Annotated in this window: 23 protein-coding genes; 14 read left to right on the plus strand and 9 right to left on the minus strand. The window is 58.0% G+C overall.

Annotation, left to right across the window (positions count from 1 at the left end; translation table 11 throughout):
* Window positions 1–9: 9 nt before the first annotated feature.
* Together ACR0AI_RS10210 and ACR0AI_RS10215 are read right to left on the minus strand one after the other, a co-directional pair.
* Complete coding sequence (locus ACR0AI_RS10210) at window positions 10–2,151, minus strand: ATP-binding protein (protein ID WP_480673429.1); 2,142 nt, start codon at window positions 2,149–2,151, stop codon at window positions 10–12.
* A complete protein-coding gene (locus ACR0AI_RS10215; protein WP_170472364.1) occupies window positions 2,148–2,855 on the minus strand; it encodes a response regulator transcription factor in 708 nt (235 codons plus the stop codon). The genes ACR0AI_RS10210 and ACR0AI_RS10215 overlap by 4 nt, the downstream gene beginning before the upstream one ends.
* 322 nt (window positions 2,856–3,177) lie before the next feature.
* Between ACR0AI_RS10215 and ACR0AI_RS10220 the strand changes: the two genes are divergently transcribed.
* Window positions 3,178–3,804: an adenylate/guanylate cyclase domain-containing protein gene (locus ACR0AI_RS10220; protein WP_480673427.1), complete on the plus strand. Its 627-nt coding sequence runs from the start codon at window positions 3,178–3,180 to the stop codon at window positions 3,802–3,804.
* A 132-nt stretch (window positions 3,805–3,936) separates the two neighbouring features.
* On the opposite strand, the gene ACR0AI_RS10225 is transcribed toward ACR0AI_RS10220, so the two are convergent.
* Complete coding sequence (locus tag ACR0AI_RS10225) at window positions 3,937–4,704, minus strand: DUF5765 domain-containing protein (protein ID WP_480673425.1); 768 nt, start codon at window positions 4,702–4,704, stop codon at window positions 3,937–3,939.
* A 40-nt stretch (window positions 4,705–4,744) separates the two neighbouring features.
* Between ACR0AI_RS10225 and ACR0AI_RS10230 the strand changes: the two genes are divergently transcribed.
* Together ACR0AI_RS10230 and ACR0AI_RS10235 are read left to right on the plus strand one after the other, a co-directional pair.
* Window positions 4,745–5,599 (plus strand): class I SAM-dependent methyltransferase, encoded by an 855-nt coding sequence (locus tag ACR0AI_RS10230; RefSeq protein WP_480673423.1) that lies wholly within the window; start codon window positions 4,745–4,747, stop codon window positions 5,597–5,599.
* A gap of 145 nt (window positions 5,600–5,744) precedes the next feature.
* A complete protein-coding gene (locus tag ACR0AI_RS10235) occupies window positions 5,745–6,707 on the plus strand; it encodes a fatty acid desaturase (RefSeq protein WP_480673422.1) in 963 nt (320 codons plus the stop codon).
* Between the two features lie 8 nt (window positions 6,708–6,715).
* Here the strand turns inward: ACR0AI_RS10235 and ACR0AI_RS10240 are convergent, their stop codons facing one another.
* The 4 genes from ACR0AI_RS10240 to ACR0AI_RS10255 all read right to left on the minus strand — a co-directional run bounded on the left by ACR0AI_RS10240 (window position 6,716) and on the right by ACR0AI_RS10255 (window position 9,836).
* Window positions 6,716–7,642 (minus strand): thermonuclease family protein, encoded by a 927-nt coding sequence (locus ACR0AI_RS10240; RefSeq protein WP_480673420.1) that lies wholly within the window; start codon window positions 7,640–7,642, stop codon window positions 6,716–6,718.
* A gap of 93 nt (window positions 7,643–7,735) precedes the next feature.
* Window positions 7,736–7,996, minus strand: coding sequence for a DUF6525 family protein (locus ACR0AI_RS10245; RefSeq protein ID WP_480673418.1), 261 nt, complete (start codon window positions 7,994–7,996; stop codon window positions 7,736–7,738).
* A complete protein-coding gene (locus ACR0AI_RS10250) occupies window positions 7,993–8,628 on the minus strand; it encodes a DUF1826 domain-containing protein (protein WP_480673416.1) in 636 nt (211 codons plus the stop codon). The genes ACR0AI_RS10245 and ACR0AI_RS10250 overlap by 4 nt, the downstream gene beginning before the upstream one ends.
* Entirely contained in the window at window positions 8,625–9,836 is a 1,212-nt protein-coding gene (locus tag ACR0AI_RS10255; protein ID WP_480673414.1) for a GTP-binding protein, read from the minus strand. The genes ACR0AI_RS10250 and ACR0AI_RS10255 overlap by 4 nt, the downstream gene beginning before the upstream one ends.
* Before the next feature lie 104 nt (window positions 9,837–9,940).
* Here ACR0AI_RS10255 and ACR0AI_RS10260 point away from each other — a divergent pair, with 104 nt between their 5' ends.
* Window positions 9,941–10,336: an Rrf2 family transcriptional regulator gene (locus ACR0AI_RS10260; protein ID WP_170640320.1), complete on the plus strand. Its 396-nt coding sequence runs from the start codon at window positions 9,941–9,943 to the stop codon at window positions 10,334–10,336.
* A 134-nt stretch (window positions 10,337–10,470) separates the two neighbouring features.
* Here the strand turns inward: ACR0AI_RS10260 and ACR0AI_RS10265 are convergent, their stop codons facing one another.
* Window positions 10,471–11,484, minus strand: coding sequence for a LacI family DNA-binding transcriptional regulator (locus tag ACR0AI_RS10265; protein ID WP_480673412.1), 1,014 nt, complete (start codon window positions 11,482–11,484; stop codon window positions 10,471–10,473).
* A gap of 231 nt (window positions 11,485–11,715) precedes the next feature.
* Between ACR0AI_RS10265 and ACR0AI_RS10270 the strand changes: the two genes are divergently transcribed.
* The 6 genes from ACR0AI_RS10270 (at window position 11,716) to ACR0AI_RS10295 (ending at window position 17,897) form a co-directional block, all read left to right on the plus strand.
* Window positions 11,716–13,020: an extracellular solute-binding protein gene (locus ACR0AI_RS10270; protein WP_170376927.1), complete on the plus strand. Its 1,305-nt coding sequence runs from the start codon at window positions 11,716–11,718 to the stop codon at window positions 13,018–13,020.
* A gap of 72 nt (window positions 13,021–13,092) precedes the next feature.
* On the plus strand, window positions 13,093–13,974 hold the full coding sequence (locus ACR0AI_RS10275) for an ABC transporter permease subunit (protein ID WP_170376925.1): 882 nt from the start codon (window positions 13,093–13,095) through the stop codon (window positions 13,972–13,974).
* A gap of 11 nt (window positions 13,975–13,985) precedes the next feature.
* Window positions 13,986–14,879, plus strand: coding sequence for an ABC transporter permease subunit (locus tag ACR0AI_RS10280; RefSeq protein ID WP_480673410.1), 894 nt, complete (start codon window positions 13,986–13,988; stop codon window positions 14,877–14,879).
* Between the two features lie 11 nt (window positions 14,880–14,890).
* Window positions 14,891–15,937: a sn-glycerol-3-phosphate ABC transporter ATP-binding protein UgpC gene (locus ACR0AI_RS10285; RefSeq protein WP_170481540.1), complete on the plus strand. Its 1,047-nt coding sequence runs from the start codon at window positions 14,891–14,893 to the stop codon at window positions 15,935–15,937.
* Complete coding sequence (locus tag ACR0AI_RS10290; protein WP_480673804.1) at window positions 15,937–16,953, plus strand: endonuclease/exonuclease/phosphatase family protein; 1,017 nt, start codon at window positions 15,937–15,939, stop codon at window positions 16,951–16,953. Before ACR0AI_RS10285 ends, ACR0AI_RS10290 begins: the two co-directional genes overlap by 1 nt.
* 203 nt (window positions 16,954–17,156) lie before the next feature.
* Window positions 17,157–17,897: a 4'-phosphopantetheinyl transferase family protein gene (locus ACR0AI_RS10295; RefSeq protein ID WP_480673407.1), complete on the plus strand. Its 741-nt coding sequence runs from the start codon at window positions 17,157–17,159 to the stop codon at window positions 17,895–17,897.
* Window positions 17,898–18,030: 133 nt separating this feature from the next.
* On the opposite strand, the gene ACR0AI_RS10300 is transcribed toward ACR0AI_RS10295, so the two are convergent.
* Window positions 18,031–18,954 (minus strand): SMP-30/gluconolactonase/LRE family protein, encoded by a 924-nt coding sequence (locus ACR0AI_RS10300; RefSeq protein WP_480701314.1) that lies wholly within the window; start codon window positions 18,952–18,954, stop codon window positions 18,031–18,033.
* A gap of 220 nt (window positions 18,955–19,174) precedes the next feature.
* Here ACR0AI_RS10300 and ACR0AI_RS10305 point away from each other — a divergent pair, with 220 nt between their 5' ends.
* The 4 genes from ACR0AI_RS10305 (at window position 19,175) to ACR0AI_RS10320 (ending at window position 23,486) form a co-directional block, all read left to right on the plus strand.
* On the plus strand, window positions 19,175–20,224 hold the full coding sequence (locus ACR0AI_RS10305) for a patatin-like phospholipase family protein (RefSeq protein WP_480673403.1): 1,050 nt from the start codon (window positions 19,175–19,177) through the stop codon (window positions 20,222–20,224).
* A 133-nt stretch (window positions 20,225–20,357) separates the two neighbouring features.
* Window positions 20,358–21,371 carry a catalase gene (locus tag ACR0AI_RS10310; protein WP_480673401.1) on the plus strand — a complete coding sequence of 338 codons (1,014 nt, stop codon included), beginning with the start codon at window positions 20,358–20,360 and terminating at the stop codon, window positions 21,369–21,371.
* A 4-nt stretch (window positions 21,372–21,375) separates the two neighbouring features.
* Window positions 21,376–22,092 (plus strand): hypothetical protein, encoded by a 717-nt coding sequence (locus ACR0AI_RS10315; RefSeq protein ID WP_170376913.1) that lies wholly within the window; start codon window positions 21,376–21,378, stop codon window positions 22,090–22,092.
* A complete protein-coding gene (locus ACR0AI_RS10320) occupies window positions 22,089–23,486 on the plus strand; it encodes a Dyp-type peroxidase (RefSeq protein WP_480673399.1) in 1,398 nt (465 codons plus the stop codon). The genes ACR0AI_RS10315 and ACR0AI_RS10320 overlap by 4 nt, the downstream gene beginning before the upstream one ends.
* Window positions 23,487–23,495: the final 9 nt, after the last annotated feature.

Consider the following 23,495-nt stretch of genomic DNA (forward strand, 5'->3'; position numbering starts at 1 on the left):
GAAACCGCATCACGAGGCCTGTCGCTTCAGACCCTGAATGACAACTCCGCAGGATTGAATAAGCTTGTCCAACTCTGCGCTATAATTCTCGGCACCGCTGCGCAAAAGCCCCTCGACCGATTGTGCCTTGGCGGCCAATTCCGTTTCACCAAAACTGGAGACACTGCCATAGACCCGGTGAACGAGGAACTCGATCCGATCCCTGTCGCCTTGGCCCCGCGCTTTCTTAAGCTCGACATAGCAGTCTTCGAGCGACTCTCGGAATGTCAGGAAAACCTGTTCCAACTCTTCATTGCTCAGGAATTTCCTCAGGCGTTCTTTGGTGTCATCGGTGTTTGGAATGTACGATATCTCAGACGACGGCTGCCCGAGTGAGGCGCGCATGGCACCATATAGCACCCGCTCATCCAGAGGTTTGGAGACAACCGCGTCAAAGCCAGCACTCGTGTATTCATCCAGATCTTCGGGCATCACATTGGCCGTCACTGCAATCGTCGTGATCGGTTTGTCCAATCCCGCTTCCTTGGCGATCTGCTTCAGGTCGCGCGCCAGTTGAACGCCGGTCGTGTCGGGCAGTCGGATATCGGTCAAAATGCAATCGGTGTTGTCTGGACGGAAATGGGCGATTGCCTCCTTGCCGTTGGCCGTTGCGGTGACCGTGTGGCCATCCCTCTCCAGCAGGCTTTTGAGGATTTCCATGCTGGTCGGGTCGTCCTCTATGATCAGAACATTTTGCTTCGTCCCGACCGTGGCTGCAAATCCTGCCATCTCGGATTGCGGGCTTGGTGCCGGAGCTGCGTGGAAGGGTACTTCGACCCGGAACACTGTCCCCTCGCCCAGATTGCTTTTGACCGACACCTGCCCATTCAGCGTTGAGACCAACCCACGTACAATCGAAAGCCCTAGACCGGTCCCGCCTGTTTTGCGCGAGTCAATGTTCGAGGCCTGCGTGAAGGGTTCAAAGATATCTTTGACCTGATCTTCGGGCACGCCAATCCCAGTATCGCTGACTGTGAAGGCCACCGACTGCTTTGATTGCTCAAAAGACAGCGTGACCGAGCCTTCATTCGTGAACTTCACCGCATTGCCCAGAAGGTTCAGCAGAATGTGCCTCAGATGGCCACTGTTGCCGCTGAGATAAACGCCATCGTCAAACTGCGGGATGATCAACTGTACGTTCTTAGACCGGGCCAGCGGGCGCAAGACGGCCTCGAGGTCTTGCAGAACCTCGGACAGGTTGAAGGTGCGAAACTCGCGATCTTCGGGCTTTTCCTCAAGACGCGCGATGTTGAGGACATCGTCGATGAGATTGCGCATCGCAAGGCTGGAGCGTTCAATCTCATCCAGCCTCTGGTCCAAAGACTCAGGATCCTGCGGGGTCAATTTGATCAGACGGATATTACCCACGATGCCATTCAGCGGCGTGCGCAGCTCATGGCTTGCAGTCGCCAGAAACTGGGATTTCGCCTCATTCGCCTTTTCCGCATCGTTGCGCGCCTTTTCCAAATAGACACTCTGCACAAAATTCGCCCGAAGCGTGCGTTCGGAAAAGAACTTGGCATAGAGACCGATCAGAACAGTGGAAGCCAAAACGAAGGAGGGGCCAATCCAGGTATCAATACCGCTGCTCAAACTCGTTTTGTCGAACACCAGATAGTACGAGACCGGCACAAACAGCAAAAGTTGCAAGGCCGCCGAGTGGGAAAAGACAAAAGGCAGGAACACGGTGCCCGCAAGGCTGATCAGCGCAAAGCGATACAGAAAATCTTTGGATTCATGATCCCCGGAAAAGGCGAAGGCGGCCCAGATGGCCAAATACATCATCGACCAGCCGGTCGAAATGATCACGGGCAATGTGCGCGCAGGAAGTTTGTGAGAAAAAAAGAACAGCCCGAAGATAAACGAGATGATGAACAGCCGCGCGCCCCAAACGGCCAGATCCTGACCCGAGAAGCTGCGGGAATGCAGGACAAACACCTCAAGAAAAGCAAAGACGACGTAGAAAGACGCGCCAAACAGTAGCGCTGTGCGGAATTGCCCGCGCGTGGATTCGAAGTACCAATCGCGGTATTGGGCCTCGAACTTCTTGTCCAGAAAGTTCTGGGTGACCGCGTTGATCGGCTCATCATATATGAAGGCGCGGGGTTTCACTGTCGTGTCACCCCCAGTCGATAGCCGACCCCGTGGACCGTCACGATGATCTTTGGACCATCGCCGCCATCCGACAGCTTCCTGCGGATCTTGGCAACCAGAGCGTCAATTGTGCGCTCTCCGGCGTCATGGTCCGGCGACAGGGCAACTGCATCCAGCAGCACCGACCGGGACAGCACCCGACCGTTCGCGTTTACGATAGCCATCAGCACGTCGAACTCGGCCCGCGTGACGGGTATGACCTCGTGCTGGGCGTTCCAGACCTGTCGACTGTCCAGATCAATCTCGATCTCGCCCAGCCGGACCCTGGTATCCTGCCGCGGCATCTGCGCCTGGGGGTTTGTGCGCCTGAGGACCGCATTGATCCGGGACAAAAGCTCATCCGGGTCAAACGGCTTGGTCAGATAGTCGTCGCCCCCGATGTCCAACCCGCTGATCTTGTCGCTCGCGCTATTGCGGGACGACACGAAGATAATCGGAGGATGCGCCGATTTCGCCCGCATCGAACGCGCCAGCACCAGACCGTCCTCATCCGGCAACCCGAGGTCCAGCAAAGCGATATCCACCGATTGAGACGCCAGCGTCGCGCGCGCATCCGCAACATTGGACGCCTGAAGAACATTGTAATGCGGCCGAAGAAGCGCGGACGTCAGCGCAAGCAATGACGGGTCGTCTTCCACCAACAATACGTTCAGCTTCTTCAACTCTGCGGTCCTACCTGTCTGTTTCTAAATACAGCTTGGCACGTGTGAGTGTTTTCGTCCAAACCATCCCCACCCTCTTTTTGGAATATGTTCAGGCACGGACACAAGCCTAGCGTGCGCGACAACCCGGCCTGTTAACATCTGGTTAACATCTGCATCGCGGTTTGGTGACAATTTGATTTTAATCTCTGTTTCAACGTCCCGATTTGTTGGTGCAGTTATGTTGAATACATCTTTTGAAATTATTGAGCCCATCGACGATCCCGAACTGTCTGAACTTCCAGCGCCATGCAGCAAGCATAGCACTCTGGCAGTCGTTGATATGGAGAGCAACGAACCGGCGGTCGTAAAAACCTTCCCGGTTCGCCCGACGATCATCCACCCTCAGCCAAGCACATTGATCGACCAAACGTTCGAGGACAACATCGCCGAATGCGAAGCTGATGGTGAAAACAAAAGCCTGTTGGTCACGATCATGATGACCGATGTAGTGAACTCGACCGAGATCATCGCGCGTCTGGGCGATGCAGAGTGGCGCGATGTCATGGATGCTCTGGATACTGCAGCGCTTGAAACCGTTGCAGAACACGAAGGCACACTTGTGAAACTGATGGGCGACGGCATGCTGGCGGTCTTTCCTCGCCCCAGTGCCGCCATCGCCTGCGCCAAGGCCTTTCGGATCACAGCAGACGCGCTTGGCCTAAAGCTTCGGGCCGGTATTCATTGTGGAGAGTGTCTGCGCACCACCAACGATGTGACCGGTATCGCGATCGCAATCGCGGCCCGTGTTCTCAGCCTGACAACTGGTGGGCAGACATGGGTTTCCAGCACCGTGCGCGATCTGGTTTTGGGCCTGGGGCTGGAGTTTCAGGAAATTGGACCCAAACAACTGAAAGGCCTGAGTGACGATTGGGTTCTGTATCAACTGGAGGATGACGACGAGACTTAGTCGCCTCCATAGAGTTTCTTGCCTCCCACCGGCTTGAGGGGGAACCGGGTCTCCAACCAGATCGGAGCCGCGGTTCGCAGGTTAGGCACGAGGTAAAGAAAGTGGTGCGCGGGTGAACGGTTTGTTAGGGTACTAGAGTGGTTTTTTTTTGGTCCCGTTCACCCAGCGCAGCACAGTCCATAAAGGCCATGAACTTGCCTGCAGCGCCGTCTTGAGCGGCGTGAACACGATCATCATGACAATACCCAGCGAGAACAGACACCAGATCGCAGGCATTTCCGTCGGGCTATCGGTTGAAGCCCAAGCAAGTGTCGGCCCGATCAACAGCTGAAACCCTGCCACTTTCCAAGCACCCAGAGCAGCAGGCAGCAGGAACATCACCGTAAAATAGACCGGGAAGTTCAGATCATAGTGCTGCCCAAGAATCGTTGCAGGCAGGCTTTCACCAAGATCGTTCAGCGGTAGATGCCAGCCAATATGCCAGCTTTCCGCCTTCACACACAGATGATCGCTGCACAAAAGACGCCCCGGTCGGCACGGGCCTGCCCAGTCGAACGGATAAATTTGCAGCAACAGATACGCTCCGGTCACTGCGCCAAGACCGAAGACCACGGGCGCTATCATGCCGCGCACATCCTTTGGGATGAAATACAACGCGAGAATACCGGTAAACAGCGGCTGAAAGGCGATGTGTATATAGGCCAGCAACGCGGCGACCTGATTTTGGGGCAATGCGCATTGCCCCTCGACAGAATAGGAATAGCCCTGCAGTACCTCGATCGCGGTGAAGTACACCAGTGGAGACCAGAGCAACGGGCTCTCGCCTTGTCGTATGGCTTTGACGGTGGCGATCACCCCGACGGCAGCAATGGTATAGGACGCTGGCCCGCTCCAACACATTGTTATATCAATCCTTCAAACCACTCGTCTTGGGATCAGTATGCATTCGGTCAGCCCTCAAGAAAGCCTTTTTTCGGTCGACGACATTCTTGAGGATTTCGCGCGGTTCGACTTTCCCCTGAAAGACATCTGGCTTAGCGCGGCACGGTTTCATTTCCAGAATCTCGACCCTGAAATCTGCGCCCTGCCCCCCGGCGCGCGCGCGCTGGAGATCGGCTGCGGGGCAGGTATCCTGCTGACCATGCTGCGCCAGCGGAACCCTAACATTACGCTGGACGCCATTGAGCCTTTCGCCGAAGGCTTCGCACCGATGGAGCATGTTCTGGATCACGCCGCCAAGCTGGGTGGAGACATCTACCGCAACACCTACGAAGCCTTCACTCCGTCACAACCCTATCACCTGATCTACATGGTCAACGTGCTGGAGCATTTGCAGGATTGGCGACACTTCCTAGATACGCTGCCGCGATTTCTGGCCCCACAGGGCCGCTGCCTGATCCTGTGCCCCAACTACGGTTTCCCGTATGAGCCGCATTTCAACATCCCCGCGCTTTGCTCAAAGACCCTGACAGGGCGACTGTTTCGAAAGCGGATCACATGGGTCGAGGACACCTACAAGGTCCATGGCTTGTGGAACAGCCTCAACTTCGTTCGTCTTGCCCAGATCAAACGTCACCTAAAAGGGTCAAGCCTGCGCCTGCGCGTGCGGTCTGAGATCACCGACCGCATGATCGACAGGTTCAGCGACGACCCGGTATTTCAGGAACATATTGGAGTGTTCAACACGATCGGGCGCGGGGCACAGAAACTGGGCCTGACGCAGGTGGTCCGCGTTTGGCCATTCGAGAACATACAGCCCTATATGTTTTTGGAGCTGTCCCGAACCGATGCCTGAGCCGCGCACCTCATCGAATTTGGCGGAAATCCAAAGCCGTGCTAACGATTGGGGACGCTAAGCGTTTTCATAGTCTCAATCATTTTCAGTGACGGTAATGAGTTCGATCAAGGTTCCGAGGGAATTCACAAAACAAGACGACAGGATGGCCTGCAAAGCGCTGGCAATCAGCGCAGGGATCGTCGCTGCGGGGCTTGCTATCCCTGCCCTTTTTTCCGGGGCATGGCTTTCCCTGACCTTGGGTTCGGTTCTGTTTGGGGCTGGCATCCTCCGGCTCTATTCCATCCAGCATGACTGTGGGCACTACAGTTTTTTCACGAACCGAACGTGGAATGATCTCCTTGGGAACTTCCTTTGCCTCTTTTCCGGGATCGCCCATAGCGTTCTGAGGTATAACCACAACCTGCATCACCAGCATCTGGGCAATCTGGATCACCGGGACGCCCACGAGGTCTATGTCATGACCCGGCGCGAATATGAGGCCGCGCCCCTGTCCAAGAAACTGTTCTACCGCGCCTACAGGCACCCTATAACCTTGTTCTTGATCGGCCCGGTTCTGATTTACTTTGTCCAATACCGCTGGCCCCGAAACACACTGAAAGTCAGCGTCCGGGATGTCCTATTGCAGAATATCGCCATGTTTGTCTTCTGGGGCCTGATCATCACATTTCTGGGTTGGTGGAGTTTTTACGCCCTGATCCTTGGCAGCATTCTTGCAGGCAGTTTCGGAATATTTGTCGTCTATGTCGGGCACAACTTCGAAGAAACCTATTGGCGCCAATCCGGCGACAAAACCGCCCACGCTGCCGCCTTGAACGGGGCGAGTTCGCTCCGACTAGGACCGGTTGTAGATTTTGTTCTGCTGAATTTCGGCTTCCATGACCTGCATCACCTGAACGCCAAAATCCCCTGCTATCACCTCAAGACCTGCAACGCCTCAATCGCGCAGGACTGGAACAGCGCGGCGATCGACGTCCGAGGCGCGCTCAACTGCCTGAAATGGAGGCTGTGGGACGAGGATACCAATCGGATGATCCCCTTCCCACATAGTCTGCGCCATGATCTCAGTCTGGACTGGCGCGGCCCGGCACCTTCGGCGAAGCTTTAGACCTGGCGCTACTGTGACGGCAGGCCGGTGTCGGGCATGGTGAAATCGTCCGGCAGGATCACGATATCCTTGGGGTCGACTGTCAGCCTCATGGAAGTGGGCGAGGTCACCTCGACCACATTGTGGAAATGGGCGTCATAGTCATCAGGCAGAAGCATGCGATCGTCCCGGTCCCTCGGATCCGCGCGCAGCCAGGTGTCGAACCCGCTCAAATCATCGAATTCATCCGCGAAATAGTCATGCAAGCGCCGAAAGAGCTTGGGCCAGATTGCCAGATTCTGATAATTCGCCGGGGTTACTTCGAAGTCTTGCCCGGGGGCAGAAGCGTCATCAGGATACAGACCCTTCCCCGCCGCACGGGCCTGATCCGCAATCCCTCCGAGATGCCGGGCAAGTGAGATCGGCAGCGTCAGGTAGAACAGCGGATAGGACTGACCAGCCTCCAGGCTGCGCGCGTTGAAGCTCTGATCCACGCGGTCCGGCATCAGTTTGAATACCTCACCGTCCGGTTCGGGCGCATCGCCCGAGTAGACAAAGGCCACAATCCGGCCGTGGCCGTCCAGACCATTGGTCAGGATGTAGCCGCGAACCGGGTTGTTTTCGACCTGCTTCACTTTGTTGGGCTTGTCCTCCCAGAACACCACGTCTCCGAACCCGGCCCAATCCAATAGAAAATCGCGCGACGCCTCCGCGAGGGGTTTGTTCTGATGTGCGCTGCGGAAATGAGTTTCGAGCGCATCCAGCCCTTCAAACCGCAGATTGATCATCCCGCGCCCATTGAAGCCGGGCCGGGGCTGACCCGAACGCCAAAGGTCATGAACAAACGACGGGTCATCTGGTTTGAACTTCAGAGTATCACCGTCAGGTTCCGGGCCCTGCTTTGGAATGTCGGGATAGAAAATATGAAACTCGCCCTTAATCAGCTTATAGGCCATTGCGCCCTCCGTAATTCATCAATCAACAATGATCGGATGGTGACGGCAGAGCGTAACAGTTTCAAGTCAAAGCAACCCCAAAGCCTGGGTGCCTTAACGGCGCGGCAGGGCCATCACCTTGTCACGTGCCAGTGTACTCGCCTCGGCCCGATTCAGCGATAGCAACGTTTCTTCCGGCGTAAGACCTTTGGCCAGCGCTTTGACCCAAATCCGGCGCGCCGAGACGGGCGACCATGGCAGGGCCGCTTCGGACAACCACTGCCGCAACGGGGCGGGCAGGCTGTCAAAGACGGCCAAGGGATCGCCCGCGCGTTTCTTGCGCCGCAAGCTGCTTTGCCCCAGATTTCCGGTCATGCGGCCTCGTCCGGGTCGGTGATCGGATCCAATACCAGTACAAGCCGGGTCTCACCGGTGCCTTCGATCGGAGGGGAACGGTGCAAAAGGCCCGATCGCGGTGTTTCTGGCCAACGCGTCCCGCGCAACAGGATCGGAGACCCGGTTTGCATCGTAAAGACACGTTTCGGCTCAGCGCCATCACGCGAAATGCCGTATTGCGTACCAGTGCCGCGATAAGTGCAGACCAGTCGCGCGGTGATGGCGTCGATATGGAACTTGCGGCAAGCGTTGGTCGTGACAACATCCAGCCGCAACCGCAAATAACGGGCCGAGACGAGATCTGATAACACCTCTGCCAGTAAGGCGATATCCGCCTCCAGCCAATCCCGCTCAGGGCATGCTGGCAAACCGGACATGTCGCAAAGATGGCCGATTGTTTCGGCCACCTTGCCCAACGGAAGGATCACCCGCCCGTTCGGCAGGTCCTCGGGGTCAAGACTATTTAGCCAGCTTTGAACACTGGGCGGAGTTTGACGCCGCCAAAGTGCCGCGGCGCAACCCGGGTTGAGAAAGGCGCTCAGCGCCTCGGGCGTATCCGCAACGCCAACCCCAACGGCCGCACCGATTACGGTTTGGCGTACAACGCTCATGCCGCCGCCTCAGCCCGGCGCCAGATCGGGAACGGGTCGGGATAGTCCGGCAAATTGTCGGGACCCAAACCCGCAACGGCGGGCACAAGACAGGCATCCAATCGCGCCCTGAGGGTCGGCCAGTCGATCCCTGCCCCAATGAACACGATCTCTTGCCGGCGGTCTCCCCATGGTTCTTGCCAATGAGCCTGCATGTAGGCGCGGGCGCTGTCATGGGTCGGTCGGCGTTCTTCCGGAACCGAAGCCCACCAAGTGCCCAAAGGCTGCACGCTGGAAAGCGCCCCGGCCAGCGAAAACTCAGCCACCCAATCGGGACGCGTAGAAATCCAGAAATGCCCCTTGGCCCGGATCACACCCGGCAGATCGCCGTTCAGAACCTCAAAGATACGCTCGGGCACGAAGGGCAGGCGCGCCCGGTAGACATAAGACGCAACACCATATTCTTCAGTCTCCGGCACGTGGTCGGCAAAACCATACAACTCCTTGGCCCACATGGGATGCTCATGGGCTTTATCGAAGTCAAACAGCCCGGTATCGAGAATTTTCTCAGCCGCCACAGCGGAGTGATTGACCTCGACGATCTCGGCATCCGCATTTAGGCTGCGGATGATCTTGCGGGCCGCGTCGACCTTTTCTGGCCCAGCATCGTCGACCTTGTTCAGGATCACGACATCGGCGAATTCGATCTGATCGGTTAGCAAATGGACGAGGGTGCGTTCGTCTTCCTCGCCCATGGTCTCACCACGATCCTGCAGGAAGTCGTGCGAGGAGAAATCCCCGAGCAGGTTTACCGCATCGACAACCGTCACCATCGTGTCCAGACGCGCCACATCGGACAGGCTTTCACCATACTCATCGCGGAAATCGAAGGTCGCAGCCACCGGCAGAGGCTCGGAAATACCCGTCGATTCAATCAGCAAATAGTCAAAGCGCCCCTCAGCCGCCAGTCGGCGAACTTCATCCAAAAGGTCATCACGAAGGGTGCAGCAGATACAGCCGTTAGACATTTCAACCAGCGTCTCGTCCGTGCGGCTCAGCTCGGTATCGGCGCGCACGAGGTCGGCGTCGATATTCACCTCGGACATATCGTTCACGATCACCGCGACACGGCGACCTTCGCGGTTGTTGAGAACCCGGTTCAGCAAAGTGGTCTTGCCAGCCCCAAGAAATCCGGAAAGCACCGTGACGGGAAGGCGCGTATCTGACATATGAGTCTCCATAGCTCTGGATGCGGTTCTTGTAACTTTCATAGTTACTAGATTAATGCAACAGCCAAAGTTACGTTGCCAGCAGGTTTGGAGAACCCCGCCCTATGAAGCGCAATAGCCGCCTGTCACTTGCCCTGCACACGCTCAGCCATATGGCCGGAGAGCCGGACCGTGTGCGCACCTCAACCGAAATTGCGGACCATGCCGGAACCAACCCGGTTGTTGTACGCCGCGTTTTGGGAAAACTACGCGCCGCCGGTCTGCTGACGTCCGAGAAAGGCCATGCAGGCGGATGGCGTCTGGCCCGCGGGCCGAGCGAAATCACGCTGGCCGATGTCTACCTAGCGCTGGACGAGCGCCTTGTCGCCAGCGGCCTTGAAGATGAGGCGCCAACCTGTTCTGTCGAACACGCCCTTCAAAAACGAGTACGCGGCGTTCTGGAAGAGATTGAGCAAAACCTCGTGGAAAGACTGTCAGAGACTTCGATCCAAGAGGTCTGAGTCAGGGCGCTGCCTAGGTGTCGAGACCTCTCTCTGTCTGCAAGAGCAGGCAATCGGCGGTGTGAAGAATACTGTCATCCAGCACGGCGCCGAGAAACCCTTCACGGTTTCAAGCACCTCGGGCCATAACAGCGTCAATGGGTACCGCGCGGGACAAAGAAGGGCTCGATCAGAAGGGTCTCACTGGCCTTTGCCGGTTCAGCCAGACGTTTTTCCAGCAAGGTGATCACATGTTCGACCGACAGGTCGATCGGATTGTTGATCGTGCTCAGATTGAAAGCGGGCCACCCGGCCATTTCAATATCGTCAAAGCCCACAATAGAGAGTGTTTCGGGCACGTCCACACCCAGCTCTCGCGCCGCGGTCAACGCCCCGATCGCGCTGGCATCGTTGGCACAGATCAGCGCATCGAGGCTGTGTTCACGCAGCAGTTTGTGCGCTGCGTCGTATCCAGACCCAACCGTGAAATCTCCGACCTCTTCCGCGATCAGGGACAATCCTGCCGACGCCAAAGTGTTGACCACCCCGGCCCTCCGATCATCTGAAGATCCGAACTCGGCCGCGCCCGCAATGAACCCGAACCGTGTGCGGCCCTTGTCCAACAAAACACGGGTCGCGATGGTCATCCCGTCGGCATTCTTGCAGCACACATTGTCGATCCCCGCCGCATCCACGATCCGCCCGGATGAGATCATGGGGACCCCGAATTTGCTGCATTGCTCCACAAGCGCGCCGGGCATGCTACCTCCGCGCAGAATCAGAGCATCCAGCGGATAGCGCAAAACCTGATCCATGGCTGATTCAGCGCTCTCGCCGCTGCCATCAATCAGAATCGGCCACTTGTTCAGCGCGTTCAACTGCCCGACCAACCGGTTCACGAACTCCGAGTCGTAGGTGCTCCGCTTGTTGCCTACAAAGACCGCAACGAGGTGCGATCGCCCTCCCTTCAACCCTGCCGCCAACGCGTTGGGTTGATACCCCATACGGTCAGCCATCCGCATGATTTTTGTACGTTTTTCCGCATCGAGGTAAGCGCCGGCCGTAAACGCACGGGACACGGCCGATCGGGACACGCCCGCCGCATCGGCAACCGCCTGCGCCGTAACGCGGCGCGGTCTGTCCAGTTGTTTTTTGCTGTCATCAACCACGCCTAAGCTGTCCATCTTTTTTGTTTAATTTGTCAATATTGCTAGAAATCTTTCATCGAACTGTCATACGTTAACAGTATGTGGTCACGTGTGCAGTTTGCGGACGTGTTCCACTGATGCGGGTCGGAGGCTGCGCGCGAAAAACGCCGCAGGGGAGCCTGCATGAAAACTGGCACATAATGCCAACGGTCTTTTTGCTGCAAAGGGCCGATACCGAACCGGAGGATCGAAATGAACAATCTGAAGTTTTGCGCGACAGCTGCCGCGCTCGCGTTCACCGCGACCGCAGCTTTTGCAGAAACCGAAATTACCTGGTGGCATGCACATGGCGGGCAACTAGGGGAAACCGTCAACAAGGTTGCCGAGAAATTCAACGAGTCGCAGGACGAATACACAATCACTCCGATCTACAAGGGCAGCTACGAAGAAACGCTGACCGCCGGGATCGCTGCCTTCCGCGCGGGCGAGCAGCCCAACATCATGCAGGTGTTTGACGCAGGTGCCGCCACCGTGATCGCGGCCAAAGGCGCGACCGTTCCGGTTCAGGACCTGCTGGCTGAAAACGGCGTCGAATTCGACATCAACGACTACATCGCCGGCGTGCGTTATTTCTATGCCGACAGCGATGGCAAGATGATCGGGATGCCGTTCAACTCGTCGACCCCGATCCTGTACTACAATGTCGACGCTCTGGAAGCTGCAGGCGTGACCCCGCCGAAGACATGGGAAGAGTTCCAGTCTACCACCGCTCCGGCGCTGAAAGAGGCAGGCTACATCCCACTCAGCCAGTCGCACCTGCCCTGGATCTTCACCGAAAACTTCATGTCGCGCCACAACCTGCCGTTTGCGACGAACAACAACGGCTATGACGGCATGGACACTGAGATTCTGGTCAACAACGACGCGATCAAGGCGCACTTCACCGCCGTGACCGAGTGGAAAGACAACGGCATGTTCGAATGGTATGGCACCGGTTGGGGTGACAACGCAAAACCGTTCGAAGAAGGTAAAGTTGCGATGTGGCTGGGTTCGTCGGGTTCCTTCGGCGGGTTGCTGCAGAAGGACCTGGGCTTTGAATTCAGCGCGGTTGAGCTGCCCTATTGGGAAGCCGTCACAGCTGAGCCGACCCAAACCTTCATCGGTGGCGCAGCGCTGTTCGCGATGTCGGGAAAGTCGGACGAGGAAAACAAGGCAACTGCCGAGTTCTTCCGCTTCCTGACCGCGCCTGAGACCCAGTATTTCTGGCATCAGGAAACCGGTTATGTCCCGATCACCGAGGCCGCTTATGAAGCCGCCAAGGCAGACGGCCACTATGACCGCTACCCTGCCGCCGAAGTTGGCGTAAACCAGCTGCAAGCCAAGGCCGGTGACAACACCAAGGGCTACCGCATGGGCTTCTACGTTCAGATCCGCGACATCATGAACCGCGAGTATGGCCGTATCCTGACCGGTGAGACCGACGTGGAAAGCGCCTTCCAGAACATCGAAGCCGAAGCCAACGAATTGCTGGCACGCTTCGCCAAGACTCAGGGCTAAGGTTCTGGGATCACCCCCAAGATGGTCGCGCCTTTGGGCGCGGCCATCCTCCATTTTGCAACTGGACTAACAATGAAACGCGCGGGCTTCGACACTATCTGGCTTCCTGTGGCGCTGCTGCTACCGCAGCTCATGATCATCGCCATTTTCTTCTACTGGCCCGCTGGATGGGCGCTGCAATCGTCGTTCTTTCTGCAGGACCCGTTCGGGTTCGGCTCGACCTTTGTGGGGGCGGACAACTACACCTCATTGCTGGGCAATGATCAATACAAACGCATCGCGTGGTTTACGGTTGTCTTCTCCATTCTGGTCACCTTCTTTTCGCTGGCGATCGCGCTGTTGCTGGCGGTCAAGGCCGACAAGGTGATCCGAGGGGCGAGGTCCTATCGCACCCTGCTGATGTGGGTCTACGCGATCGCACCCCCGGTAGCAGGTTTTCTGGGTATTCTGTTCTTTGATCAAAGCACCGGCCCCATGACCAAGTTCTTCGGACTGTTCGGCTGGGAGTTCAAGCTGGGCGTTGACTACAACGCCACCGCAACCGCAATGATCATCGTCGCGGTTTGGAAACAGATCCCGGTGAATTTCATCTTCTTCCTGTCGGGCCTGCAATCCATCCCTCGTTCAGTCCGCGAGGCGGCCATGATCGACAACCGCTCATCCACGCGGCGGTTCTGGGACGTGACCTTTCCTCTGCTGGCCCCGACCGCGTTTTTCCTGCTGATCATCAACATCACCTATGCGCTGTTCGACACATTCGGCATCATCGACGCACTTATGAAGGGCGAGCCTGGCAACAACCCGATGACGCTTGTTTACAAGGTGTATCTGGATGGCTTCCGCGGCAACGACCTTGGCGGATCATCCGCGCAGTCCGTAGTATTGATGGCCCTTGTTCTGATCCTGACCGTCTTCCAGTTCCGGCTGGTGGAACGCCGGATTCACTATACCTGAGGGAGGATATCATGGCCGACACCACACTCGACACACCCGCCGTGACCCGCAAACCCAGCAGAATCCGCTGGGAAACGATCGGAGATCACTTTGTCCTCATCCTTGGGTCCTTGCTGATGATCCTGCCGCCGCTGCTGGCGTTGACCACAGCCAGCCACGACGCGGTCACCATCCACCGCGAAGGCATCCAACTGGGCCTAGGCGACGACCTGGGCAAGAACTTCAACGCCGCCATGTTTGAAAAAGGCGGATTCACGCAGACAGTTGATGGAACCTTGATGCTGATGAACTCCTTCATTCTGGGCATCGGCTTTGCCGTGGGCAAGATCATCATCTCGATGATGGCCGCCTATGCCATCGTCTATTTCCGTCTGCGCTTTGCAACGCTGGCCTTCTGGGTGATCTTCACCACCCTGTTGCTGCCGCTTGAGGTCCGCATCCTGCCTTCCTACGAAGCGATCCAGAAACTGGGCCTGACCAACACCTATACCGGTCTGATCGTTCCCCTGATCGCATCTGCCACTGGCACGTTCTTCTTCCGGCAATTCTTCATGTCCGTCCCCGAAGAACTGGCCGAGGCCGCCCGGATCGATGGCGCAGGGCCGTGGAAGTTCTTCATCGACATCCTCGTCCCGCTCAGCCGCACGATGATTGCCGCGATCTTCATCATCATGTTCGTCTTTGGCTGGAACCAGTACCTGTGGCCAACACTGATCACGACGGATGAAAGTTTCTTCACGCTGGTTCGTGGTATAAAGCAGATCGTGCTGACCTACACCGACAGTCAGATCCCCGAGCATGGACAAGCGTTGGCGCTGGCCATTGTTGCGATGATCCCGCCGGTGGCGATCGTCATCTTCTTCCAGAATTGGTTCGTCAAGGGCCTCACAGAATCCGACAAATAAGGAATACGCGCATGGCTCAGGTATCATTAGAGGGCATCCGCAAGGTCTATCCTAACGGCTTCAAGGCCGTTCAGACCACCAGCTTCACCATTCAGGACGGCGAGTTTGTCGTTCTGGTCGGCCCTTCGGGATGCGGCAAATCCACGTTGCTGCGCATGATCGCGGGGCTTGAGGATATCACCGAAGGCACGCTGAAAATCGGCGACCGGGTGGTCAATGATGTAGACCCTGCGGATCGGGACATCGCGATGGTGTTCCAGAACTACGCGCTCTACCCGCATATGACGGTGCGCAAGAACATTGGATATGGCCTGAAGAACCGCGGCACGCCCGCGACCGAGATCGCCGCCAAGGTCGAAGACGCCGCCAAAATGCTGAACCTGACCGAATATCTGGACCGCAAACCGGCGCAACTGTCTGGTGGTCAACGTCAGCGTGTCGCCATGGGGCGTGCCGTCGTGCGCGACCCTGCCTTGTTCCTGTTTGATGAACCCCTTTCAAACCTCGATGCAAAGCTGCGCAACCAGATGCGAATCGAGATCAAAGCCCTGCAGCGTCGTCTTGGCACGACGGCAGTTTACGTAACCCATGACCAGGTCGAGGCGATGACGATGGCCGACAGGATCATCGTTTTGAACGCAGGCCGGATTGAGCAGATCGGTACCCCCTCCGAGATCTACCACAATCCGGCTTCTACCTTCGTCGCCTCGTTCATGGGTGCCCCACCCATGAACCTGATTGAGGCCGAAGCGTCAGACGGACAGGTCCGCCTCAACGGCTATGACGGGCTGATGCCCGCGCCACAGGCCGTCAGCGGCCCGGTGACCATGGGTGTACGTCCCGAGGATGTCGAACTGGATGAGAACGGATCCGTCTCGTTCCAGGTCGACATCCTCGAAGAACTTGGCGCGCATCGTCTGCTGCACGGTACGCTTGCGGACCAGCCCTTTACGGTCATGGTCGGCAAAGATCATAGCGTGCACACGGGCGAGACCCGCATCACCCTGAAACACGACGCCCTGCGTCTGTTCGACGTGGAAACGGGAAAAGTCCTTTGATCACACAGACTGTCGCGACTTTGCCCGCTGTCACATCTGACCAGCGGGCTGAAATCCTGGCTGCCCCGCGCACAACGACGGCACATCGTTCACTGATGGCATCCTTGCCGGCGATGAACGCGCTGCAAATGGGCGGCGAGGCCACAGCGGCTCAGCTGCCCACGCAAATCACCGTCGCCGCTTGGAATGTTGAACGCTGCCTGTTCCCCGAAGAGACTGCCGTGCATCTCGGCCCGATTACGCCAGATATCGTTCTGCTGTCTGAGGTCGATTGCGGCATGGCCCGCACCGCGCAACGCCACACCACCGAAGAGGTCGCCCGCGCCCTCGGAATGACCTACGCCTTTGGCGTCGAGTTTCACGAGCTTGATTTGGGCGGCCCGACCGAGCGCGCCTTTTGCACCGATGATTTCAACACAACCGGCTGGCATGGCAACGCCGTGCTGTCCTCGGTCCCGTTTGAGCGCACGGCGTTGATCCGGTTGGACGACCACGGCCACTGGTTCACCCCCGAAAGCGGCGCTGCCGATCCCGAGCAACCCCGGGTAGGAGGGCGCATGGCTATTGCCGCCGTGGTGCCAACCGAACGAGGGCCGATCTGCGTGGTCTCCACCCATCTGGAAAGTAATTCCGCCGCTGAACACCGGCAAGTTCAGTTCGAACTTCTGCTACGGGAGATTGACGCCTTCGCCCCCAACATGCCAGTTCTGATCGGCGGAGATCTGAACACCGGCAACCACCTCCCCCCCGATTTCGACTGGCGCCGCGAAACCTTGTTCGCACTGGCCGAAGATCAGGGCTATTCGTGGGCGTTTACAGCCGAGGGCGACACGACCCGCCCCAGTCTGATCACGCCGCACCCGGACCGAAAGATGAAACTGGATTGGCTGGCCGGCCGGGGTTTCACGCCCATAGACAAAGGCGTGCTGAGTTCGATCTCGGCCACTGGCACACCGCTTTCCGACCACGACTGCGTGTGGACGAAGGCCGATATCTCCGAGCGTTCAGACGCTTGATCCAAATCCGATCGTAGGCTGCGCACACCTACACGTTCCTAGGGCATTAGGCGCACTAAGCCTCCAACCCTTTGGTCGAGCGGTGGGTATTGGCGGATGCCCTCAAATGGTTCGCGAAAATTCAAGCTGCCCCACTGGGCAGGCACAATACAATTTGCAAAACCGGATTGACGCGGCGCGACGCTTGAGAGAAGCCAAAGACCATGACACCGCCCGCCCAACACCTCTCTGCCCTTCAAACGCGCTCCGACGGGTTCCTAATGGACGTGCGGGCCTTGGACATCGGGTCTGCAACACCGACTGCTGTGATCGCAAGGTTTGATCAATCTCGTTTTGAAGATGGCCTTTTCACGACGTTAGATGTCGACCGACCGGATCGTTTGCACAGGGCCGTCGAAAAGCGAAAGGCCGAGTACATCGCAGGCCGTGCCATAGCCATGGCCGCTTTGGCATCAAATGGGCATGCATCGACGCAGATCGCCACGGGTCCCAACCGTGAGCCGATCTGGCCCGCAGGCATCGCAGGTTCGATCACGCATTCCAAAGGGCGATGTGCGGCGATTGTAACCAATCAGCCCGGCACTTTGGTTGGCGTCGATATAGAGGATATCGCCGAAGGATCCTCACTGGATGCGATTTTCAAGGTCGCTTTGCAGCCAGAGGAAACCCGGCTGATCCGGGAAAGCGACGCGCAGGCGTTGATGGCAACGCTTGTATTCTCCGCCAAAGAGACATTCTACAAGGCCCTGTTCCCGGCGGTAAAACAGTTCTTTGGTTTTGCCCATGCCGAACTGCACTGCGCGCCCAGCGAAACCGTCCTGAGGCTGCGGTTGACCAAATCGTTGAATAATACGGTCACGGCAGGGACGGTCTTCGACATTGGCTACCGACAACTGGACCGCAGCGTTATTACCTGGCTCGTCACACCCGCGCCTGCAGACTGAGCCTCCGCAGCCTGGCCAAGCCTTTGTCCTTTTTGTTCCTTGTCGCCGGATTATACCTGCGACACACCCTCAGTGATTGGCCATGGCTCAAGCATATGCTGATCTCGACCGCGCAAAACCGACGGCCCTTACATCAAGCCGTAAACTCCAGCTTCAACCCCGGACGCGGCCATCTGGCCTTGTAGATTTTGCCCGTGCTGGAGGCTGTGATCCAGATATCCTGCATGTCCTCACCGCCGAAACACATATTGGTCGTGAAGAGATCCGGGATGGCGACATGTTCCGTTGATCCATCGGGGCTGAACACCGTGATCCCGCCATTGAAAATCGTCGCCACGCAGACCCGGCCATCGGCCTCAACCTTGAGACTGTCGAGCCATTGGTACCCCGGCAAGGTCTGAACCACCTGCCCCGGCATCCCCGGAATTGGGCCGGGTTCAACCTGACCCTTGCCGGTGATCTTCATCGCCCAAAGCCGCCCAAACACCGTGTCCGAGACGTAGACGGTGCCGCCATCCGGCGACAATCCGACCCCATTCGGCATCGGAATCGTGGCGGCCTTGATCAGGGTCTTGCCGTCGAACGTGGCATAGTACAGCCCACCATAACGCGTGGACTCTGCGTCCTCGATCCCCGTATCGGTGAACCAGAACCCGCCATCCTTGTCGAAGACCAGATCGTCGGGCGCGATGAGCCGTTTCCCCTCGTAGGAGTCAAACAGCATCGTGACCTCTCCGGTCTCAAGATCGACCCGATGCACCGACCCACCCTTGTAATGCGGGCGAATGGGTGCGGGAACGGTGATATCGTCGGGTCCGTAGGGCACGAAACTGTAGACACCGCCATTGTTGCAGACATAGGCAGCGCCATCCGGTCCAATTGCCACGCCATTCGGGCCGCCGGGGATTTCGGCCACCACACTGACGGTGCCATCGACGGTCAGGCGCACGAGGGTCTGCTCTTTGATATCCACGAACAGGACCGAGCCATCATTCATCGCAACCGGACCTTCTGGAAAGCCCAGCCCGCTGCACATCTCATGTAGTTCCAACGCCATAGCCTCAACTCCCTGATTGCGCCGGGGCCCCGGTGGGGTCGGCCATTGCGGGCCAAGCCCGTCCTTTTCGCGGCGAACTGTGCTGACAAATACAGGTTTTCGCAAGGCTTTTTCCAATTTGCTATGCGGGATAAGCCTCAACGGGTCGCAAAACGGCTGGCTTTTCCCAGCCCAGTTATCCTAAAACCTCCTACAACTAAAAAGCGATGAGGCGCATCGAATGGTATTCAAACTTGTGTCCTGCGATGGCGGGGGGATCAGGGGCTACCTGACCTGCTTGATCCTGCAAAGCTTGCAGGAGGAGACCGGCGTTCTGGACAAGGCGGACGGGTTCGCCGGCACCTCGACCGGTGGGCTGATCGCCGTGGCGCTGGCGGATGGCCGGACGCAGGGCAAGGATATGGGCCGGCTGATCGGCGACCTTGCCGCGCATTACCGCGAAGATGCCGACAAGATTTTTCGTGAAAACGAACACAGCTTTCTGGACAAGGCACTGGATGAGGTGCTGCGTAGGTTCAAACTCGGCGGAGGCCCGGGCATCACCGCCTCGCAATACAATGCCACCGGGCTTGAGGAGATCGGGCGAGGTCTGGTCGGAGACCGCAAAGTCAATTCTCTGTCCCCGGATCTGGTTCTGGCGGTCAACACCGTGTGCCTGCATCGCAGCGACAAGGTGGGCTGGTCCCCGTTTACCATCACCAACCAGACGCTTGGATACGAAAAATGGCTGGATATGAGCGATGTCGGCCTGTTGGATGTCGCCATGGCAAGCTCGGCCGCGCCATCCTATTTCCCGCCGCATCAGATCATCTCGGACGGGGTGGACTATGGCTATTTCGCGGATGGCGGGGCCTTTGCCAACAATCCAGTGATGAACGGCATTAACGTGGCCATCGCGGCTGGTCGCGCTGAAGGGCTGGCGCATATCGAGGCTCTGTCGATCGGCACTGGCCAACAGCCGACCGACATCTCGGAGGAGATGATCAAGAACCCCGACGACTGGGGCCTGTTGAAGTGGTTCGGGATCACGTCGGGCGCGCCTCGGGGGGCTTTGATCGAACTGCTGCTGACCACATCTGCCGAAAACCAGTATTGGATGGCCCATCTTGTGTTGAAAGAGCGGATGGTGCGTCTGAACCCTCCGCTACCCAAGGTCGTGGGGCTGGCAACACACCGACCTGAATCCTACGATCTGATGGAGAAAGCATTCTACACCTGCCGGCAAAGTGAATACTGGACCCATGCCAAAGATATGCTGAACAAATGGTAACCGACCTCAGTTTTGCTTGATCAAACAGTGGCTTCGCCGCGTTTTATGTATTCTTCCTGTTGCCTTTGCCCGGCCAGTGCTTATGGTTAACGCCACGTTTTGGGGGTAACTTCAGTTAACAGGTGGTCAAGTCATGAGCGATCCCGGCCTTGCCGAGAAGCTGGTAGAAGTTCTGCATCGTCCTGATGGTGATCTGGCCCTGCGCCCCGTTCACACAATCGGGATCAGTGCGACCGGCTATTTCAAGCCCACGCCCATCGCCCGGAATTTCTGCACCGCGGATCACTTCACCAATGAAAAGACGGATGTGATTGTTCGGTTCTCGAACGGGTCGGGCTGCGCTGTGGTGCATGACGGCTGGTCCGATGTCCGGGGGCTGGCGGTTCGGTTTCACCTGTCTGATGGCTCCGATACCGACCTGATCGCAATGAACCTGCCCGAGTTCTTCACCCCAACGCCCGAGACGTTTCTGGATTTCGCGGAGGCCGCCAAGCCCAAGCTCTACAACGGTCAGACCCCCTGGCAGAAAATCTGGAGCTACCTTCAGCTGATGCTGCCTGAACGCGACCCCTATCCTGGCGAGACGATAAGCCCGGACGAAGGTGCCATCGGGTTTGCCGACCGGAACGCTTATTCTCAACTTGGTGTATTGCAGGCCGCCCAGATCGGCGCGCCGACAAGCTATGCGCGCGCGGCCTATCACGCCTGCCATACCTTCATCGTGACCGGAGCGGAGGGCGTCCGCCGCTGGGTGCGGTTTTCGTGGCAACCCATCGCAGGCGTGCTGAACACCGACCCGGATGAAACACCGGTGGATGACTATCTTCAGGCTGAACTTAGGGAGCGTCTTGCTAAAGAACCTGCGCGGTTCTCTCTGATGATGACAATCGGTGAGGTCGGTGACGATTTCAACAACTCCGCGCGCCCCTGGCCGCCCCATCGCAAACGGATCATGATGGGCGTTCTCACGCTAAACGCTGTGCCTGAGGACCAGATAGAACAGGCCGAGAAGCTCAGCTTCAATCCCGGTTTGCTGACCCCCGGGATCGAGGCCTCGGATGATCCTGTACTGAAAATGCGCATCGACTCGTACAAAATCTCAAGCGCTTGGCGCGGCGGGTCCCCTTGCCCGTTCTCGAAGGGGTAAGGTCATGACTCGTCAGAACAGCTGGTTCAACCGCTACGTCAACACCCTGCCGGATCGGGGATGGTTCAAGTTCCTGTCGCGCTACATCGTTGTGCCCTATTGGCACTGGCGCGACCCCAAGCCGAAACTGCCCGGTGGCCCGCGCCCCTCACCGCAACCCAGCGAGAACGTGCAGCGCATGATGAATCTGATCATGCCGCTGAAAGATCCCTCGCCCGCCGGACGGGCCCATGCTGCTCTGGCGATCGCGCAAAATGTCGAAGAGATATTTGCGGGGCTCGACAATGTCGGAACGGTGCATTTCGCCCGGTTTCTGCTGATCGACGACAAGATCTGCATGATTTCGGTCTATGACGGCGATTTCAGCAACTACATTCGGGATTTCATCACCACCATCGGCAGTGTGTTCAATGACGTCATCTCGCTTGTGGACGGGGCGGAGCACCTGATCCCAACCGAACACAACGTCGAAGAGTTCATCGACTGGGTCCATGAGCACGACCTGTTTCAGGCCCCCGATTTCCCAACCGACCTGTTCGGCCTGCAGGATGAGGCCAAAGGGCTGCCTCCGAACCAGCCGCCGCATCGGTTGGAAACCCTCCCGCGTGCGTTTGTTCTGCAACTCTACGCGAACCCTAACCTGTCGCTGGGGGGCGGTTATCGCGCCTATCCGGGCGTTTCCGCCGCGCAAGTGCGCCAAAAATTTGGACAAGGCTGGTGACTGCAAAACTCGATCTCGCCGACATTCAGGGCAACATACTGCGCGGTTATCGCCGCGATCTGGTGCGCCATCTGTTTCTTGAAGTCACCGACCGCGCCGCGGCACGCCAGTTTCTGGCAACCGCTGTTGATGGCGGCAGTGACACCGTCCCCGAAATCACCCGAGGGGTGTTGTGGGAGGTCAAACCTCCCTTCTGTTTCAACATCGGCCTCACCTATGCCGGGCTGCGTGCCTTTGGCACCGCGCCCAAGGATCTGAAAACCTTCCCCAGCGAATTCGTGCAGGGCATGACGAAACGCGCGATGAAACTGGGCGATTTCGGTACCAGCGCGCCGGATCACTGGCCTGCTCCGTTTGATCAGCCTGACCGGGTTCACATCATGGCGTCGGTCTATTCCGACGTTCAGGATCACCTCGACTTGGTCGAGAAACAGGTTGGCGCGGCCTTCACCATTCTGGGCAAACGCGACGGTCGCAATCTGGCCGATAGCAAGGTGTTTTTCGGCTATGTCGACGGTATTTCCCAGCCCCGGTTCGAACAGGTCTTTGATCCCGAACAGGCTGGCGTCGACGAACCTATCGACCCGCTGGGCACAGCACTTCTGGGTTATCCCACGCGACAAGAGGGCGTGGTGTTCCGCGTCCCCTCGCCCAATGCGCTTGGCTTCAACGGGTCGTTCAATGCGTTCCGTGTTCTGGCGCAGGATGCGGCCGGTTTCGAGGCCTATCTGAACAAAGCCGCCGATGACCTGATGGATCACCCAGATCGCGACAAACTGGTCGATCCGAAAAATCTGGATCGCATCGGCGAAGGCCTGGACATCCACGGCGCGCTGCGCGAGGTCGTCGCGGCCCAGATGTGCGGGCGCTGGCGCAACGGCGTTCCTTATGAGTTGTCACCGGATGCGCAATGGCCCGAGCATGAGGTCTCGCTGACCAATTTCAACTATAACGCCAATTCCCGCTGTCCCGCCGGCTCGCATTTACGACGAGGCAACCCGCGTGGCGGTCGGATTGTGCAACGCATCGCCAACTACACGCGACGTTTGGTACGTCGCGGCATGTCCTATGGACCGGATTTCGACCCCCAAAACCCCGACACGGCCGAGCGCGGCCTGCTGGGCAGCTTCATTGGCGCCAATATCGGCGCGCAGTTCGAAGCGGTAATGTGCGACTGGATCAACCTTGGCCTGCACGACCCAACGATCACGGGTGCCAATGACCCTCTGCTGGGGGCGAACACGCCGGAAACCAGCTGGTTCGACCTCAGCCTGCCCGATGGCGGCACGATCCGCCTGCACGGCTTTCCCCGCCTGATCCATACGCGCGGTGGCGCGTACACGTTCCTGCCCAGCCTGACGGCGATCAAGTACCTGTCCGGATTGACGAACTAGGCTAGGGCG

The sequence above is a fragment of the Ruegeria sp. BG3 genome, assembly GCF_056538485.1.

Bases quoted from the DNA above. Each gene is read 5' to 3' on its own strand.
- ACR0AI_RS10220 (WP_480673427.1), top strand. From the start codon at position 3,178: ATGGAGAGCAACGAACCGGCGGTCGTAAAAACCTTCCCGGTTCGCCCG.
- ACR0AI_RS10225 (WP_480673425.1), bottom strand. From the start codon at position 4,704: ATGTGTTGGAGCGGGCCAGCGTCCTATACCATTGCTGCCGTCGGGGTG.
- ACR0AI_RS10230 (WP_480673423.1), top strand. From the start codon at position 4,745: ATGCATTCGGTCAGCCCTCAAGAAAGCCTTTTTTCGGTCGACGACATT.
- ACR0AI_RS10235 (WP_480673422.1), top strand. From the start codon at position 5,745: ATGGCCTGCAAAGCGCTGGCAATCAGCGCAGGGATCGTCGCTGCGGGG.
- ACR0AI_RS10240 (WP_480673420.1), bottom strand. From the start codon at position 7,642: ATGGCCTATAAGCTGATTAAGGGCGAGTTTCATATTTTCTATCCCGAC.
- ACR0AI_RS10245 (WP_480673418.1), bottom strand. From the start codon at position 7,996: ATGACCGGAAATCTGGGGCAAAGCAGCTTGCGGCGCAAGAAACGCGCG.
- ACR0AI_RS10250 (WP_480673416.1), bottom strand. From the start codon at position 8,628: ATGAGCGTTGTACGCCAAACCGTAATCGGTGCGGCCGTTGGGGTTGGC.
- ACR0AI_RS10255 (WP_480673414.1), bottom strand. From the start codon at position 9,836: ATGTCAGATACGCGCCTTCCCGTCACGGTGCTTTCCGGATTTCTTGGG.
- ACR0AI_RS10260 (WP_170640320.1), top strand. From the start codon at position 9,941: ATGAAGCGCAATAGCCGCCTGTCACTTGCCCTGCACACGCTCAGCCAT.
- ACR0AI_RS10270 (WP_170376927.1), top strand. From the start codon at position 11,716: ATGAACAATCTGAAGTTTTGCGCGACAGCTGCCGCGCTCGCGTTCACC.
- ACR0AI_RS10275 (WP_170376925.1), top strand. From the start codon at position 13,093: ATGAAACGCGCGGGCTTCGACACTATCTGGCTTCCTGTGGCGCTGCTG.
- ACR0AI_RS10280 (WP_480673410.1), top strand. From the start codon at position 13,986: ATGGCCGACACCACACTCGACACACCCGCCGTGACCCGCAAACCCAGC.
- ACR0AI_RS10285 (WP_170481540.1), top strand. From the start codon at position 14,891: ATGGCTCAGGTATCATTAGAGGGCATCCGCAAGGTCTATCCTAACGGC.
- ACR0AI_RS10295 (WP_480673407.1), top strand. From the start codon at position 17,157: ATGACACCGCCCGCCCAACACCTCTCTGCCCTTCAAACGCGCTCCGAC.
- ACR0AI_RS10300 (WP_480701314.1), bottom strand. From the start codon at position 18,954: ATGGCGTTGGAACTACATGAGATGTGCAGCGGGCTGGGCTTTCCAGAA.
- ACR0AI_RS10305 (WP_480673403.1), top strand. From the start codon at position 19,175: ATGGTATTCAAACTTGTGTCCTGCGATGGCGGGGGGATCAGGGGCTAC.
- ACR0AI_RS10310 (WP_480673401.1), top strand. From the start codon at position 20,358: ATGAGCGATCCCGGCCTTGCCGAGAAGCTGGTAGAAGTTCTGCATCGT.
- ACR0AI_RS10315 (WP_170376913.1), top strand. From the start codon at position 21,376: ATGACTCGTCAGAACAGCTGGTTCAACCGCTACGTCAACACCCTGCCG.